Genomic DNA, 16,425 nt, shown 5'->3' with positions numbered 1-16,425 from the left:
TTGACTGTATTGTTGTCGATTATCTTGTTTACCGCGCTGGGTGGCGTGCTGAGTGTGCTGGCTGCTGCGGTGTTTTTATTGTTGCCGGAACACAAACAAAAGCATGTACTGCCGCACGGCATCAGTTTTGCAATTGGCGCGTTGTTGACCGGCGCATTTTGCGGCTTGATCCCGCACGCTTTCGAAGAAGTACCGGTCGAGGATATGTCAGCACTCTCGGCTACAATTCTGGCGGGCATTCTGTTGTTTTTTGTCTTGGAAAAACTGCTGGTCTGGCGCCATTGTCATTCCCACGCCTGCGAAGCCCACGGCGAAGAATCGCATGAAGACCATCACCACGAACACGGCCATACGCATGCAATCCAAGCGGCCGGCCACCGCCCCGCCGGGATGTTTATTATCCTCGGCGACAGCATCCATAATTTTGTCGATGGCGTGTTAATCGGCGCAGCGTTTTTAACCGACGTGCAACTGGGTATCGTCACCAGCTTGGCGGTGGCCGCGCATGAAATTCCGCAAGAAGTCGGTGACTTCGCGATTTTGCTGCATAGCGGTTACAAGCGCGGCGAGGCTTTGTTTTACAACATTCTTGCCAGCTTGAGCACGGTAGTTGGCGGCGTTTTGGCGTATTTCAGTCTTGGCGACCTACATCACATCTTGCCCTACTTTTTAACCCTAGCGGCTTCCAGTTTTATTTATATCGCGGTTGCCGATTTGATCCCGTCTTTGCATCAGAAGACCGATATTAAAACTTCATTACAACAGATTGGTTTTATTTTGGCTGGGGTGGTGTTGATTTTGGTGATGCAAGGCATAGCGCATCGGTTTGAAGGGAAAATTGACGGGGATAGAGTCGAGCAAACTGGTATCGTTTGATCCAGTCTTTATAAGGTCACAAGTCAACTGTCTCTTCGCCATGCGAACGAAATTTAGGTCGCCGGCGCCGCGACTCAGTAATCATAAGCGTCATCTCGCAAGCGGCGGCTAATTTGATAGATGTTCTCGGTATCAAATACATTCGTGTAAGCGGCGGCTTGCCCTTCATGCTTGATATTGCAACGCCGTTCGCCTTTACGCTTTTCCAGTATGTCTGTCGATACCGGCTGCTGCGTTAAGCGTCTGTCGTTTTTATGCGAACGAATAAAATATTCTCTGACTTCGACGATTTTATTTTTGAAGCGCTTGCCATGCAGTTTTTTGATTGCGAGCTTACCGGCTTTGTCATCGTCAATAAAAATACGGCCATGAAACGACAGCACATTGGTCTTGATATTTTTAAGACAAAAGATGTCGGTTTTTAGAATATTGCCAAGCTTGAAGGGAAGTAACAGGCAAAACCTGAGGGCCGGGGCGACAAAGTCTCCCAACTCGCTTTCTTGCGTAATCGACGGGATATTTTTAATAATCAATATCATAAAGACACTCTGGTAGTACTTAGCTGTATCCCAAGGCTGGTTAATACGGTTTGGGCCAACGCTCACTACCTTCGATACGTAAACCATGAAAATCAAGCTACCGGACTGCCGCTAAGTTGATTGGCTTGGACTCTCTTGCTTACCCTATATAGCGTCAACCAGTTACTTTAGGTGTTGGAAACATAGTCCACGTTGCGGATAAATACAACTAACGCGACCTTTCCCTTTGGAAAGACCACTTACACCGTTTTGCCATGTCTTGCCGACTCTCCCCCCAGGCTGTTTGAAACGCGATGGTTTTGGTCACCGCACCGGAAAGCTTGACTAATCGGCCTCCCTTCTCCTCTGCCGAAGCCATCCTTTGTCCCATCAATTAGAGCAAGAACGAAACTAATGGTTCCAAGCCCGCGTTCCGATCCCTCCGGCGAAATGTTTGATATTTTTCCGCTGGCGATTTGGGATTGTGTATAGGTGAGGCGTGTTTCGGCAACACACTACCATTCAATCAATTCGTCCCGCAAAGCTGCACTGCCGCGAAAAATAAAATAAATTTTTTTGCTGCTTATAATCCTTTGATAGTAGAAGCGACTTGAATAACTAATTGATTTTCCATAGAACGTATTCTGTTATTTGTCTCAGGGCTATACAGGCTTTCCGTTTCAATTTATATACAAATTAGTAGGTATTTAATAAGTCTTGCAAAGCCCATTTTAATGGGTGTAAGGTTCGATACGACGGCATGAAAAACAAATTTAAGACTACAAAATAGCAACGGCTTGTGTAAAAAAGCAGCGGTATTGTAGTTAATTAGCAACGAATATTTGCCGGGGCTAAATATTATCTTTGTTCTATGTCGCGTTTAAAAATGACAGCGTAACAACTAGCTGCGCGTCTATAAAAATAATGTCCTCACCATGAGATTAGTTATGTCCAAATTTCCAATCGATCTTGGCGCTTATCAGCGCATCAACTTAGATCCAAAAAACCCAACTTTAACCGATGCACAACGTGCCAGCCTGAAAGCCAACATTCAGTTGTGCCGTGATGCTATTGTCTATTTCACAGCCAACGGCGCAGCCCGTGGTGTGGGCGGCCATACCGGCGGTCCATACGATACCGTGCCGGAAGTCATGATCATGGATGCGCTGTTCCACAGCTCCAATGATTTTGTACCCATCTTTTTTGACGAAGCCGGCCACCGCGTCGCCACCCAGTATCTGATGTCCACCCTGAACGGCGATTTGCCGGCAGAACGCTTGATCGAGTACCGTGCCGCGCATTCACATTTGCCCGGCCATCCTGAATTGGATTTCACCCCAGGCGTGAAATTCAGCTCCGGCCGTTTGGGCCACATGTGGCCGTATGTCAACGGCGTAGCCATCGCCAACCCGGCCAAAACTGTGTTCTGCCTGGGATCGGACGGCTCGCAGCAGGAAGGTAACGATGCCGAAGCGGCCCGTCTGGCTGTGGCGCAAGGCCTGAACGTTAAACTGATCATCGACGACAACAACGTCACCATCGCCGGCCACCCATCCGAGTACTTAAAAGGCTGCAGCACCGCCAAAACCTTGGCTGGTCAAGGTGTCACCGTACTGGAAGGCGACGGCGAAGATCTGGACGATTTGTACAAACGCATCATTACCGCCATTAACACCCCTGGCCCGGTTGCGGTTATCAACCACCGCCCGATGTGCCCTGGCATTGTCGGCCTGGAAGGCTCAACCCACGGCCACGACGTTGTGTCGGTGAAAGTGGCATTGGAATACCTGGAGTCACATGGCCAACAAGCCGCTGCCGATGCATTGCGCGAAGTCAAAGCACCGAAAAACGACGCGGTATTTTTGGGTTCCAGCGACAAATGGGATGCCAACCGCAACGTCTTCGGCGATGCGTGCGTGGAAGTCTTGGGCCGTTTGAGCGAAGCAGAACGGGTTGCCAAAGTGCGGGTAGTCGACAGCGACTTGGAAGGCTCTTGTGGTCTGTTCAAAATCCACAAAGCTTTCCCGGAAGTGTTTATCTCCTCCGGCATCATGGAGCGCGGTAACTTCTCCGCAGCAGCCGGCTTTGGTATGGAAGCAGGCAAACAAGGTATTTTCGGCACCTTCAGCGCATTCTTGGAAATGCTGATGTCGGAAATCACCATGGCCCGCTTGAACAAATCCAACGTGCTCAGCCACTTCTCGCATTCCGGTATCGACGACATGGCCGACAACACCTGCCATTTCGGTTTGAACAATATGTTCGCGGACAACGGCTTGAGCGACGGCTATGAAACCAAACTGTATTTCCCCGCAGATCCTTTGCAAATGAAAGCTTGCGTGGAAAAAGTCTTCTTCGATCCAGGCTTGCGTTTCATCTTCTCCACTCGTTCCAAAGTGCCCACCATTCTGGACAGCAACGGCAACGAGTTCTTCGGTGGCGACTACAAATTCGTGCCCGGCAAAGACGAAGTCATTCGCGAAGGCACGGCCGGTTATATCGTCAGCTTCGGTGAAGCCTTGTACAGGGCGCTGGATGCGGTCGAGCGCCTGAAACAACAAGGCGTGGATGTAGGCTTGATCAACAAACCGACCTTGAACGTCATCGATGAAGACATGCTGGCCAAAATCGGTAAGTCACCGAAAGTGCTGGTGGTTGAGTCCTTCAACCGTAAAACCGGTTTGGGTAGCCGCATGGGCACATGGTTGTTGGAACGCGGTTACACACCAAAATACAACTATATTGCCACGCATAAAGAAGGTTGCGGCGGCCTGTGGGAGCAATTCCCGCATCAAGGTATTGACCCGGCTGGCATCATGGCCAGCTTTTTAAAGGGTTAAGCCTCCCTCTCGACCTGGGGCGCAGGGAAGCGCCCATATTTTTCGGCTGGGGTTTGGGAGCAACAGCCATTTGTAATCAGCAATTGCCATCAGGCAATTTCGCAGTAAAACACTCAGCTCTCACCGGGACCGAGCCATGCCTACATTCCTTGTTTCCAAACAGCCGGACGCTAGGCATGCGGTGCCTGCCTATCCAATTACGGAGCAATCGCACTCAAGTTAATCAATCCCGACAAACTAAAACCGGATTCAAACCATTTCGACCAATTAATACAGTCCTACGCCAGGTAAACCATGCAAAAACGAATTATCGGTGACAGTCGGCCCAACAAAGCCAGCTCAATGACAGAGCCGTTAAATCTGGAAGCGCTTGCTGACGTTGAAGTGTCATCCGAGGCTAAGGAGCACACTATCGAAGCCGCGCTACTGCCTGGCTTTAGCGGCGGGTGGCGAGCGGGCATGCCCGGCCCGCAAGTTATCCGCTTACTTTTTAAGCAGGCCCAGCCTGTGCAATCTATTCAACTGGATTTTTTGGAATCGGCTATAGCCAGAACACAAGAATACGTCCTTCGTATTTCTGCGGATAACGGACAGCCGTTTCGCGAAATCGTCCGCCAACAATGGCATTTTAATCCGCAAGGGTGCACAGCGGAGTCGGAACAACACGTCCTCGACTTGCCCGCGGTAAGTATTATCGAACTACATATCACTCCGGATATTAGCAACTCAAGTGCGTTTGCTTCACTTGAAACAATGCGTGTATTTTGAGTTTTCGCCGTTAATTTTTAGGTTTGAAAAAGCCTTGGGAAAACTTGATATGCCCTATAAAACCTATTCGGCCAACAGTTTATTTTTCTAAAGATTTAACCATGTCAGCGCCCACACACAATATCCATCAATTAACCAAAAATACTATTGCTTTAATTCTTGCCGGCGGACGCGGTTCGCGCTTAATGAATATGACGGATTGGCGCGCCAAGCCCGCCGTGCCTTTTGGCGGCAAGTTTCGGATTATCGATTTTCCGTTATCCAATTGCGTGAATTCCGGTATCCGTAAAATCGGCGTGATGACGCAATACAAAGCCGATTCGTTGATCCGGCATATTCAGAAAGGCTGGGGATTCATGCGCGGCGAATTTGGCGAATACGTCGACATCATGCCGGCACAACAACGGATAGACGAGACTTCCTGGTACAAAGGTACCGCCGACGCCGTCTTGCAAAATATCGATATTCTGCGGGCTCGTAAACCGGATCATATTTTAATCCTGGCCGGCGACCATATTTATAAAATGGATTACGCGGCCATGTTAATCGACCACGTAGAAAAAAACGCCGACCTAACCATAGGTTGTTTGGAAGTATCCTTAAAAGACGCCTCCGCTTTTGGCGTAATGGACGTGGATAGCAATCGCCGCGTTCGGGCGTTTGTCGAAAAACCGGCCAACCCACCCGTGATGCCGGGTAGAACCAACACCGCGTTGGCCTCAATGGGTATTTATATCTTTAACGCCGATTTTTTATGGGAGCAATTAATTAAAGATTCTCTCACTGAAAATTCCACTAACGACTTTGGCAAAGATATTATTCCCGCCGTCATTGACGATCATATTGTTAATGCATATCCGTTTTTGGATTTACAAAGCGGCCAGCAAAGTTATTGGCGCGATGTCGGGACCATAGACGCCTATTGGGCTTCCAATTTGGAGTTAATCGGCGTCAAGCCGGATTTGAATTTATACGATGCGTCCTGGCCGATATGGACCTATCAGGAACAAACACCGCCGGCCAAATTTGTGTTCGACGACAACGGCCGGCGTGGTCTGGCCGTGGATTCGATGATTGCGGGCGGTTCCATTATTTCCGGCGCAACCATTCAACATTCCATGGTGTTTTCCAATGTCACCGTAAACGAATCAGCGCTTATCAAAGACAGCATTCTGTTGCCGCAAGTCTGCATAGGCCAAAATTGCCGAATTACCAAAGCCATCGTTGAAAAAGGTTGCGAGGTGCCGGCAGGCACGGTGATTGGCGAGAATCTTGACGACGACAAAAACAGGTTTTATGTCAGCGAGGGCGGGGTAGTGCTGGTAACTGCCGAAATGTTGGGGCAAAAACTACATTACGTCAGGTAATCAAGTATGCAAACGCCCGTTTATCCGATTGAGTGATAACGGGCGCCTGGGCCTTAGCCGCCAAATAATTGATGATCGATTAAATCGCATAGGCAATGCGAGATCAACAAATGCACTTCCTGAATGCGGGCGGTGGAATAAGACGGTACGCGGATTTCAATATCGGCTTCGTTCAACGCGCCGGCCAGCACACCGCCGTCTTTGCCACTTAGTGCGATGACCGTCATGTCGCGGTCATGCGCCACTTTCACGGCTTTAATGATATTGCCGGAGTTACCGCTGCTGGTGTAGACCAGCAAGATGTCGCCAGCCTGCCCCAGCGCGCGCAACTGCTTCGCAAAGATTTCGTCGTAATGGTAGTCGTTGGCGATAGAGGTGATGGTTGAGGTATCGGTGCTCAACGCAATCGCCGGCAACGCGGGACGTTCGCGTTCAAAACGGTTGAGCATTTCCGAAGAAAAATGCTGGGCATCGCCCGCCGAACCGCCGTTGCCGCAAGTCAGCACTTTTTTGTCATTCACCAAAGCCTCGACGATTTTTTGCGAGGCGAATTCGATCAGCTCGCACAAGCTGGCCATCGCATCCTGTTTGGTTTGAATGCTGTCGGAAAAGTGGGCGATGATGCGGTCTTGTAAACTCATAATACTCAGGTTTGAAAAGCGTTTTTAATCCAGTCCAGGCGGTTGTCGCCGGATACAGCCACCACGTCGAAACGAATCGAGAGCTGGCTCAGGTTGTTGATTATGACATAGTGTTGGGTAGCGGCGACGATGCGCGCCTGTTTTTGCCGGGTGATACTGGTCAGGGCGCCGCCAAATTGCTCCGATTTGCGAAAGCGTACTTCCACAATCACCAGCGCCGAACCGTCCTTCATCACCAGATCCAGCTCACCCATTTTGCAGCGAAAGTTGCTGCACACCCATTCCAAACCTTGCTTTTGCAAATAAGCCAAGGCTAATTGTTCGGCGCTATCGCCCTTTTGCAAATGAACCGGCTTGGCTTTACCGAATAGCATACTATTCGATAAAGCCGGAGGCGACCGGCACGCCTCCCTTAAACTGGGCGCAAACCAGTTTGCGGGTAATGCGGTTTTCACCGTTCACGGACAAGCGGCCGGTAGCGCCGGCGTAAGACGCCCCGGTCAGCTGCGGTAATTGGCCGATGATGTTGTAAGCATCTATGCCCAACGCGACCAGTTTAACCTGGCTGTCACTCAGGCCTTGCCAGGTATTCTGCACGGCTTGCTGGCTGAGTGCGCCGGTGTAGGCATCGCCGAACACCCAGGGCAGATCGCAGAAATTAATCTTGCCCAACTCGCTATCCCGCACCGGATTTTGCCGGCCGCTGTAGATATTCGGCATCGCATAAATCGACAACTCGCTGCTTTGCGAGTACTTGAGTTGCGGCGCCAACTCTCTGGCCAATTCCGGGCTGGCGCTAACGAATAAGGCCAAGGGTTGCTTCTGGCCATTCGAGCTGACGCTGGTGCTGAGCAAGGTTTTTACAATAGCTGCGAAATCGTGTTGTTTCGGGTCGTAGCTTTCCACACCCACCACGGCGCCGCCGACCGCTTGCCAAGCCGACATTAGATAATGGCGCACCCGCTCACCTTGCGTGGTATTCGGCGTCAGCAATACGGCATTCTGTTGGCCATCGCGCTTGGCTTTTTGTACCAATTGTTCCGCGTCGTCTATCGGGCTGAGGCCGAATTGATAGAGATTGGTTTTGCTGAGATTTTCCACATGATTCAGCGCCAACACCGGCACGCTTAATTCGGTGGATTGCGCCAAACTTTGGATTTGTTCTTTCACCAAGGGGCCTATCACCTGTTTGGCGCCGTCGCTGACGGCTTGCCGATAGACATTGGCTATATCGTCTTTTTCGCTGTCGTAATACTTTAGCGGCATTTGCGGCGCGGCGCTGGCGGCCAGACGATGGGCTACCGTCAGCCCTTCCCTGATGGCTTTAGCCGCGCTGGCGTAAGAGCCCGAGCCAGGCAGCAACACGGCAATGGTTGCACCCGGAGCAGGCGGTTGCGCCGCTTGTTCCGGTTCTTGGACTGCCGGCTGACTGACAGGCGGCGGATTCAAATAGGCTTGCAGATAATCGGCGTTGGCCGGATGACCGGGATAAATTTGCCGCCATTGCAGGATTTGACCGGCTGTGTCGAAACCCGCCACGTTACGTTGCTTCAGAATTTTAGCCAAGGCCATCCAACCGCTCAGTTCGTCAACGATGGGAGACGGACCGCTAAGGGTTTCCAACGGCAGCACGCTAAGCGCATCCAGAATGGCGATAATGTTTTGCTTTTGCTGCTCGGGTTTTTGCAACAGTCGGCCCAGTTTCAGGCGAGCCCTGACGCTGGGCACAACATCGCCCAACAAAGCATGCACAAAGGCCACGGATTGGTAATAAGCAATTTGATCGGCGTCGGCCAGTATGGCGGGCCGCACGCCCTCCAGCTTTTTCAAGGCTTGTTCGGCATCACCCATGCTCAACGCTGCTTGAGCTTGGAGCAATTTGTATTTGCTGAACAACTCCGGCGGCAACTGTTCGGCGTTGATCTTATCCAAGGCTTTTTGCGCGGCCTGACTATCGCCGGCTTGCAGGCGGGTGTCGGCATCCAGCAGATGCAGGCTGTTTTGATTGTCGGCCATCCGGTAACTGCGCGGTGGCTCGGCCGGTTTGGCTTTGCGGGCACTGGTTTGCGGGCGCACTTCCAGCTGGGTTTTATTTTTGACCGGTTGCTCGCTACACGCAGCCAGTAGCAACAGGCCGAAAAACCAGCGGTTTAAAACACGACGCGGCATAATGGCGGCAAATTTGCGATCAGACATAACACGGGGACCGAAGAATAAATGTACGGAAAATTATACGTGGTTGCCACGCCAATCGGTAATCTGGCCGATTTCAGCTTCCGGGCGGTGGACATATTGAAACAAGTGGACTTGATCGCCGCCGAAGATACCCGCCACGTCAAGATGTTGCTGCAACATTACGGCATCAATAAGCCGCTGCAATCGCTGCATCAACATAACGAAGAACACGCTTCGCAAGGCCTGATCGATAAAATCCGCGAAGGATTATCGGTGGCACTGGTATCCGATGCCGGCACGCCGATGATCAGCGATCCCGGCTTTCCTCTGGTCAAATTGGCCAGACAGCAAGGCGTGGATGTGTGTCCAATACCCGGCGCCTGCGCGCTGATCGCCGCCTTGTCGGTGGCGGGCTTACCGACTAGCCGTTTTAGTTTCGAAGGCTTTTTGCCACGCACCGGCTCGGCGCGGCGCAGCTTCTTCGAACACAAGTTAGCTGACTGCTCGACTTGGGCCTTTTACGAATCCAGCCATCGCATCCAGGCCGCTTTGGAAGATATGCTGACGGCATTTCCGGCTGATCATCAAATCGTCGTCGCCCGCGAGATCACGAAATTGCATGAAACGATTGTCGGCGACGAACTGGCCAAGGTGTTAGAGAAAGTGCAGACCGACGAAAACATGCGCAAGGGCGAATTCGTGGTGTTGGTAGCTGGCCGCGAAGCTGGTGAGCAAGACGATGAATTAACCGACGAGCAGCGGCGGATTTTGGGCATCTTACTAACAGAATGCTCCACCAAAACCGCTGCAGCAATGGCTGCGGAAATTACCGGCCAGCGTAAAAAGACCTTGTATCAGGCGGCGCTGGCGATGCAGGACAAGCAAGGCCGCTAAGTTCCAGCAATCTTCCGCCGCTCAAACCCTGACATCGATACCCTTCGCCGGTACGCTGGCCGACTCCAATAACTTTAAGGCGTTTTGGCCTTGTTGTTCCTGCATCTCCTTGGCTTTTACCAGCATCGCAACTTCGACTTGTTGCGCGGTTTTTTGGGTGGACATTTGTGTCGCCAGCGCGGCGACGGAAGAGACGGAATCAAGCATGGCGTGGCCTCGTCGGGTTGGTTTTGGAAAGCGATTGCCGTAACGGCTAAAAAGGTTATCGAACCGCAAGCCGATAACTTTAGGCTATCAATAAAAATAACTGCTTACCTGCGCTCTGCCTACGCCTTGGGGCATACACTATAATGTCCTGCGGCATCAGCTATGCGGCCCCTTCAAAATCGAACGGCGTCCGAATGGTTTCGAACGACTTAGCGCTCCGGCGCGTCGCAACCGATATGAGCCAGCCCCGGAAAACCTTGGCATATTTTGCTGAAAACTGCGTTTGGCAGGGTATCCTGGCAGCATTCAGGCAAACCGATTAAAGAGTTTTATGACATATAAAGGCAAGATTCTCGCCGTTGACGACACCCCGGCGTCCTTAAAGTTGTTAACGGATATTCTGAAGGACGAAGGCTACGAAGTCCGTTCTGCTATTAGCGGCGAATTAGCCTTAAATTCCGCTTTCAAACACCCGCCGGAACTGGTGCTGTTGGATATTCGCATGCCGGAGATGGATGGCTTCGAAGTTTGCCGGCAACTCAAAGCTAACCCGAATACATGCGATGTGCCGGTTATCTTCGTCAGCGCGATCATGGATACCGACGAAAAAGTGCGCGGCTTTGACTTGGGTGCAGTGGATTTCGTCACCAAGCCCTATCAGCGCGATGAATTGCTGGTTAGGGTGCGTACTCATTTGGAGTTTGACCGCCTGCGCAACCATCTGGAAGAACAGGTGGAAGAGCGAACCCGTAAACTGATGGAAAGCGAGAGAAATTTGCGCGCCGGCATGCTGGATTTCGTGACCGCGATTGCGGCCACTATCGAAGCACGCGATCCCTACACCGCCGGCCATCAACGCCGCGTCGCCCACCTCGCCACGGCTATCGCCCGCGGCTTGCAATTGCCGGAAGAGCGGATAGAGGGGCTGACGTTGGCGAGCGTAGTACACGATATTGGCAAAATTCGAATCCCCGCCGAAATACTGTGCAAGCCCGGTCGGTTGGACGATTTGGAGTTCAGCCTGATCAAGCGGCACGCCGAAACCGGCTACGACATCCTCAAATCCATCAACTTCCCTTGGCCTATCGCGCAAATCGTCTTGCAACATCACGAACGCCCCAACGGCAGTGGCTACCCGTGCGGCCTAAAGAAGGGTGAGATATTGCTGGAAGCGGAGATTCTGGCAGTTGCCGATGTGGTGGAAGCGATGAAGTCTCATCGCCCTTACCGCGCCGGTTTAGGCCTGGATGCAGCACTGCAGGAGATTTCCGACAATCGCGGTGTGCTGTATAACGCCGAAGTAGTCGAGATTTGTTTAAAGCTCTTTCGGGAACGGGATTACTGCCTGCCCGCTTGAGCGGCTCCTTAGAATTCCGCTAAAAATAACTTACCGAAATGACTATTCCCGGCAAACCGTTCGTACTCGACTGGCCTGGATGTCTGAGCAATTGCCGAGAGCGCAGTCGAAGCATGAACGGTTAAGGGCTATGAAGGCCCGGATTTCCCCGGCGATCCTTCGACAAGCACGGGAAAGTTCCGCTAATCCGCGCTAGAAAAGTTACTTAACCCTATCCTTAGGTGTTTTGCAGCGCGTTTAAGGAATACGATGGGACCTTTTGCCCGCGCACACTTACGGGCCGCCAATACACCACAACAGTCTTGTGAGTTCAGCTATGCCAGGTCAGCTTGATTTTCCAAACAATGTCTCGAGGCGGCTGATTGCCGGGGCGGTAATCCTTAACCTGTTGGTTATCGCCACCGTGGGGTTTGCGCTATATCGCAGCTTCGACAAATATCAACAGCGCGCCGAAATCACGACGCAGAACCTGGCCAAGGTTATCGCGCAAAACTTAGATAGCCTTATCGAAAAGGTCGACTTAGGCGTGTTGGTGGCCGTGGAGGAAATCCAGCGGCAACAGGCTTTGGGGAGCGTTGACGCCGAGGCGCTGTCGGTTTTTATGCAGCGCTTACAAGCGCGTTTGCCATGGGTTATCGGACTTAGAGCTACCGACGCGCAAGGTTGGCTAGCCTATGGCGTGGATGTACCCAAAGATAAGCCGCTCAGCATGGCGGATCGGCTCTATTTTTCTAGTTTGCGGGATAATCCGGCGCTTGGGCTATTTATCAACAAACCGGTGATGTCTCATATCAATAAGGTTTGGGTGCTAAATTTTGCGCGCCGCCTTAACCACGCCGACGGCAGTTTTGCCGGCGTGGTTTTTGCCAATGTTTCACTGGATAACTTGAGTAAAGCGATTTCCAGCGTTGATATTGGCAGTCGCGGGGCGATTAACCTGAGAGATGCCGATATGGGCTTGATCGTTCGCTATCCCGCCCATGCCGAACCCGGCAACATGATTGGCGATAAAACCATTTCGCCGGAATTTCGCCGGATGCTCGCATCCGGACACATCTCGGGTGTCTTTCACACGCCTTTCAGCTTCGACAATACCGCCAGGGTGGTATCTTTTCGCAAACTGGACACCTACCCGTTATGGGTCAGCGTCGGCCTGGCTCGGGACGACTTTCTGGCGGAGTGGTGGAATGAAGTCCTGGAAATGGCCGGACTGGTCCTGCTGTTTGCTTTGATTTCGGCTAGCAGCGCCCGGTTCATCATCGGTGCGTGGCGAAAGCAATTGCTGGTTGCAGCCAAGTTGGCGGCCGAAGAGGAAAAGTTCCATACCGTCGCGGACTACACCTTCGACTGGGAATATTGGGAAGGCGACGATCAGCAGATTTTGTATATGACGCCTTCCAGCTTGCGGGTTACCGGTTATGCGGCCGAGGAGTTTATGACCGATGCCGGGTTATTGCCGCGCATCATACATGCCGACGACCGGCACTTAATGACCGATCATCGCCACGATGTCGAGCATTTACGCCTCGCTGAAGTAGACTTTCGCATTGTCCGCCGCGATGGTGAAATACGCTGGATCTCGCATTGTTGCCAGGCCGTGTTCGGGGCGGACAATAACTACCGAGGCCGGCGCATCACTAACCGCGACATTACAGAACGCCATCTATTCGCCACCGAAATCAATCGGCTGGCGCAAGCGGCGGATCAGAATCCGACCGGCATCCAGATTACCGACCTGCAGGGCGTATTGACCTATACCAACCACGCTTATACGCGGATTACCGGGTATACGTTCGGCGAGGCTTACAAAATGACGCCTCGCGCATTATTGTCCAGTGAAATAACTGCCGATACGTACCAAGCCTGCCAAGCACAATTGGCAGCAGGCAAATTATGGAAATCCTCGCTGACCAATCGCCACAAAAACGGCGAGTTGCGCTGGGAACAGATCACCGCCTCACCGATTTACGACGAAGCTTATCAGGTTTGCAATTATCTATATTTACGCACGGACATCACCGAAGCCAAGCAAACGGAAGCGGCCTTATATAAGCTCAATCGCGAATTGCGCGCGATCAGTAATTGCAATCAGGCCTTGCTGCGACATGACAACGAACCAAGCCTGCTTAAAGAAATTTGCCGTATCGTCTGCGATGAAGCCGAATATCGCATGGCTTGGGTCGGCTACTTGGAAAACGGCCCTCCCAAAACAATACGCCCGGTGGCCTGGGCCGGTTTTGAAAACGGCTATCTGGCCGTCACCGATCACAGTGGCGGGGATGCAGCGGGCGCCCACAGTCCCGCTGCCGCCGCCATTTGCAGCGGCGAAAAAGTCTATGTTCAGGATGTCTGCACCGATGCGTTGATGGCTTTGGCACGAGACGCAGCGTTAGCGCGCGGCTATCGCTCGGTTATTGCCTTGCCTTTGGCCGATCAGAACGCGGATATTTTCGGTGCGCTGACGATTTATTCCGCAGAACCCAATGCGATTACGGCAACGGAGATTCGTTTGCTAGAGGAGCTGGCCGGAGATTTGGCCTTTGGCATTTCCGTGCTCCGCGATAAGGCTGAGCGTTTACGCACAGAGGAACATTTACGCGACTCGGAGGAGCGCTTGCGGTTGACGTTGGAAGCCGCGCAGGTCGGCGTTTGGGACTGGGATGTAAAAAACGACCAATGGTACGCTTCGCCCACCTATTACACGATGCTCGGCTATCCAGTTCGGACCGGCATGGCTGATCGGCGCGCATGGTTCGAAAGCGTTCATCCGGATGATCAAGCGGAAGTCAGCGACAAAATGAGCGGCGTGTTGTCCAGGGATTTCACGGAATATCAATATCAAGCGCGCATGCGCCACGCCGACGGCTGTTATCGTTGGCAATATGTGTGCGGTTTCGGTATTCAGCGCGATTCGGACGGTAAGGTCATACGCATGTTGGGTATTCGTATGGACATCCATGATCGCAAGCAAAACGAGGAAGAATTACGGCGCTATAAAGAACACCTCGAAGATAAAATCCAGCAACGTACCGCCGACTTGATAATAGCGCGCGATGCGGCAGAAGCGGCCAATAGGGCCAAGAGCGTATTCCTGGCCAATATGAGCCACGAATTGCGTACCCCGCTGAACGCTATTCTTGGGTTCTCGAAATTGATGCGGAAAAATCCCCAACTGTCGGACGAGCAAAGGCAAAACCTGGATATTATCAATCGCAGCGGCGAGCATCTGTTGATGTTGATTAACGATGTATTGGAAATGGCTAAAATCGAAGTAGGCCGACTACACCTGGAAAACGCGCCTTTCGATTTGGGCAATATGGTGCGCGATATTACCGACATGATGAGCGTCCGCGCCACCGAAAAAGGCCTTAGGTTGCTGATCGACCAAGCATCGCAATTTCCGCGCTTCATTGTTGGAGACGAAGCCCGCTTGCGGCAAGTGCTGATTAATTTAGTGGGCAATGCTATTAAATTTACGCAGCAAGGCGGTGTTACCTTGCGCCTAGGCACCCGAAAAAATCGCATTTCGCATCTACAGATCGAGGTCGAAGATTCCGGTGTGGGGATCCCGCTGGCCGATCAGCAACGTATATTCGAACCATTCGTACAGCTAGGCGAGCAAAGGGATAGCCAAGGCACCGGCTTGGGATTGACCATTACCCGCCAGTTTGTGGAACTGATGGGCGGTACGCTTACCTTGGAAAGCCACCCGAATCAAGGCGCTTTATTTAGAATAGATCTGCCGCTCGCTGAGGTGAATCAGGCGGATATTACCGACCGCAGTGTCGACAAAGCGGAAGCCGGCGCCGTCATCGGCTTAGTGGAAGGGCAAAGCGACTACCGCATATTAATCGTTGAAGATCAGCTCGAAAATCAGTTATTGCTGGCAAAATTGATGGAATCGGTCGGATTCTCCTGCAAAGTGGCCGGCAACGGAGCGGAAGGCATAGCGCTATTTCAAACCTGGCAACCGCACTTTATCTGGATGGATAGGCAAATGCCGGTAATGGACGGCTTGGAAGCCACGAAAAGAATCCGGGAGTTGCCTGGCGGGCAGGAGGTCGTCATTGTTGCCGTCACAGCCTCGGCATTCCTGGAGCAGCGCGGCGAGCTTCTGGAAGCCGGTATGAACGATTTTGTGCGCAAGCCTTATCGCTTCAACGAAATTTACGAATGTCTGGCGAAGCACTTGGGGGTACGTTATGTTTACGAGGGTGTTCCAGAACAAACCCCGCCAATCGCGCCATTAACGCCGGACATGTTAGCCGGCTTGCCGGCATCGGCTCGGGAGGAATTGAAAAATGCACTAGAAAGCCTGGAGCCGGAACGTATAGCAAATGCCATAGTTCTGGCAACGGCGCAGGATCCTCAATTGCGCAAAACCCTGGCCTATCTGGCTGATAACTTTGACTATCCGGCCATTCTGAAGGCTTTGCCCAGCTGATTTTATCGTTCGCCGTTTTGAGTTGCACTGTTCCGGTACGTACGATTTGGCGACCGCCAAACCGATACTACGTCCGGCGTGCTGACTGGTATTCGCTTGGATCGATGGCGATGCTGAATGCTTTTAATTGCAGGCTGTCGAACGGCCAATTCAGTTGCTTTTGGCTTGGGGCATGCCACAACACCGGAATCAACAAACCATACGCCCCCTGCCATTGCTCATTGTCCATAATGTCCCGACTCGTAAAATCCAACCCGGCGGCTACCAATAACGCTTCCGCCTCTTCGCACAAATGACAGCCTTCGGTACCGAATAGAATAAACTCTGCCATGGCTGAA

General features: G+C 52.1%; 13 protein-coding genes. 7 read left to right on the top strand and 6 right to left on the bottom strand.

Annotation, left to right across the window (positions count from 1 at the left end; translation table 11 throughout):
* The gene (locus QLH52_RS11300) at positions 1-876 is read left to right on the top strand and encodes a ZIP family metal transporter (protein WP_101052695.1); all 876 of its coding nucleotides are present in this window, start codon (positions 1-3) and stop codon (positions 874-876) included.
* A 74-nt stretch (positions 877-950) separates the two neighbouring features.
* Here the strand turns inward: QLH52_RS11300 and QLH52_RS11295 are convergent, their stop codons facing one another.
* Positions 951-1,415: a hypothetical protein gene (locus QLH52_RS11295; protein ID WP_319961611.1), complete on the bottom strand. Its 465-nt coding sequence runs from the start codon at positions 1,413-1,415 to the stop codon at positions 951-953.
* A 926-nt stretch (positions 1,416-2,341) separates the two neighbouring features.
* On the opposite strand from QLH52_RS11295, the gene QLH52_RS11290 reads away from it, so the two are divergent.
* From QLH52_RS11290 to glgC, 3 genes are all read left to right on the top strand, one after another.
* Positions 2,342-4,234, top strand: a complete 1,893-nt coding sequence (locus QLH52_RS11290; RefSeq protein ID WP_171697225.1) for a transketolase C-terminal domain-containing protein — start codon at positions 2,342-2,344, stop codon at positions 4,232-4,234.
* A 294-nt stretch (positions 4,235-4,528) separates the two neighbouring features.
* Complete coding sequence (locus tag QLH52_RS11285; protein WP_033156846.1) at positions 4,529-5,002, top strand: hypothetical protein; 474 nt, start codon at positions 4,529-4,531, stop codon at positions 5,000-5,002.
* Between the two features lie 101 nt (positions 5,003-5,103).
* Positions 5,104-6,369, top strand: a complete 1,266-nt coding sequence (gene glgC / locus QLH52_RS11280) for a glucose-1-phosphate adenylyltransferase (protein ID WP_033156847.1) — start codon at positions 5,104-5,106, stop codon at positions 6,367-6,369.
* Between the two features lie 53 nt (positions 6,370-6,422).
* Here glgC and QLH52_RS11275 read toward each other — a convergent pair whose 3' ends face one another.
* Genes QLH52_RS11275 through QLH52_RS11265 form a run of 3 tightly spaced genes read right to left on the bottom strand, consistent with a single transcriptional unit; the run spans position 6,423 to position 9,206 of the window.
* Entirely contained in the window at positions 6,423-7,010 is a 588-nt protein-coding gene (locus tag QLH52_RS11275; RefSeq protein WP_020483819.1) for a phosphoheptose isomerase, read from the bottom strand.
* Positions 7,011-7,015: 5 nt separating this feature from the next.
* Positions 7,016-7,384 (bottom strand): YraN family protein, encoded by a 369-nt coding sequence (locus tag QLH52_RS11270; RefSeq protein WP_205452614.1) that lies wholly within the window; start codon positions 7,382-7,384, stop codon positions 7,016-7,018.
* Position 7,385: 1 nt separating this feature from the next.
* Positions 7,386-9,206: a penicillin-binding protein activator gene (locus tag QLH52_RS11265; protein ID WP_205452610.1), complete on the bottom strand. Its 1,821-nt coding sequence runs from the start codon at positions 9,204-9,206 to the stop codon at positions 7,386-7,388.
* A 21-nt stretch (positions 9,207-9,227) separates the two neighbouring features.
* On the opposite strand from QLH52_RS11265, the gene rsmI reads away from it, so the two are divergent.
* Positions 9,228-10,079 carry a 16S rRNA (cytidine(1402)-2'-O)-methyltransferase gene (gene rsmI / locus QLH52_RS11260; protein WP_205452608.1) on the top strand — a complete coding sequence of 284 codons (852 nt, stop codon included), beginning with the start codon at positions 9,228-9,230 and terminating at the stop codon, positions 10,077-10,079.
* Between the two features lie 21 nt (positions 10,080-10,100).
* On the opposite strand, the gene QLH52_RS11255 is transcribed toward rsmI, so the two are convergent.
* A complete protein-coding gene (locus tag QLH52_RS11255; protein WP_205452606.1) occupies positions 10,101-10,286 on the bottom strand; it encodes a YjfB family protein in 186 nt (61 codons plus the stop codon).
* A gap of 331 nt (positions 10,287-10,617) precedes the next feature.
* Between QLH52_RS11255 and QLH52_RS11250 the strand changes: the two genes are divergently transcribed.
* Both QLH52_RS11250 and QLH52_RS11245 read left to right on the top strand, forming a co-directional pair.
* A complete protein-coding gene (locus QLH52_RS11250) occupies positions 10,618-11,643 on the top strand; it encodes an HD-GYP domain-containing protein (protein ID WP_319961610.1) in 1,026 nt (341 codons plus the stop codon).
* 316 nt (positions 11,644-11,959) lie between these two features.
* Positions 11,960-16,087 (top strand): PAS domain-containing protein, encoded by a 4,128-nt coding sequence (locus QLH52_RS11245; protein ID WP_319961609.1) that lies wholly within the window; start codon positions 11,960-11,962, stop codon positions 16,085-16,087.
* A 67-nt stretch (positions 16,088-16,154) separates the two neighbouring features.
* On the opposite strand, the gene QLH52_RS11240 is transcribed toward QLH52_RS11245, so the two are convergent.
* Positions 16,155-16,418, bottom strand: coding sequence for a glutaredoxin family protein (locus QLH52_RS11240; RefSeq protein WP_319961608.1), 264 nt, complete (start codon positions 16,416-16,418; stop codon positions 16,155-16,157).
* Positions 16,419-16,425: the final 7 nt, after the last annotated feature.

The organism is Methylomonas defluvii (assembly GCF_033949435.1).
In the GTDB taxonomy this organism is placed as follows: Bacteria; Pseudomonadota; Gammaproteobacteria; order Methylococcales; family Methylomonadaceae; genus Methylomonas; species Methylomonas defluvii.
Note: the sequence above shows the minus strand (reverse complement) of the source record. Positions and strands in the feature narration are given on the sequence as shown.

Bases quoted from the DNA above. Each gene is read 5' to 3' on its own strand.
- QLH52_RS11245 (WP_319961609.1), top strand. From the start codon at position 11,960: ATGCCAGGTCAGCTTGATTTTCCAAACAATGTCTCGAGGCGGCTGATT.
- QLH52_RS11265 (WP_205452610.1), bottom strand. From the start codon at position 9,206: ATGTCTGATCGCAAATTTGCCGCCATTATGCCGCGTCGTGTTTTAAAC.
- QLH52_RS11250 (WP_319961610.1), top strand. From the start codon at position 10,618: ATGACATATAAAGGCAAGATTCTCGCCGTTGACGACACCCCGGCGTCC.
- QLH52_RS11255 (WP_205452606.1), bottom strand. From the start codon at position 10,286: ATGCTTGATTCCGTCTCTTCCGTCGCCGCGCTGGCGACACAAATGTCC.
- glgC (WP_033156847.1), top strand. From the start codon at position 5,104: ATGTCAGCGCCCACACACAATATCCATCAATTAACCAAAAATACTATT.
- QLH52_RS11285 (WP_033156846.1), top strand. From the start codon at position 4,529: ATGCAAAAACGAATTATCGGTGACAGTCGGCCCAACAAAGCCAGCTCA.
- QLH52_RS11270 (WP_205452614.1), bottom strand. From the start codon at position 7,384: ATGCTATTCGGTAAAGCCAAGCCGGTTCATTTGCAAAAGGGCGATAGC.
- QLH52_RS11295 (WP_319961611.1), bottom strand. From the start codon at position 1,415: ATGATATTGATTATTAAAAATATCCCGTCGATTACGCAAGAAAGCGAG.
- QLH52_RS11290 (WP_171697225.1), top strand. From the start codon at position 2,342: ATGTCCAAATTTCCAATCGATCTTGGCGCTTATCAGCGCATCAACTTA.
- rsmI (WP_205452608.1), top strand. From the start codon at position 9,228: ATGTACGGAAAATTATACGTGGTTGCCACGCCAATCGGTAATCTGGCC.
- QLH52_RS11240 (WP_319961608.1), bottom strand. From the start codon at position 16,418: ATGGCAGAGTTTATTCTATTCGGTACCGAAGGCTGTCATTTGTGCGAA.
- QLH52_RS11275 (WP_020483819.1), bottom strand. From the start codon at position 7,010: ATGAGTTTACAAGACCGCATCATCGCCCACTTTTCCGACAGCATTCAA.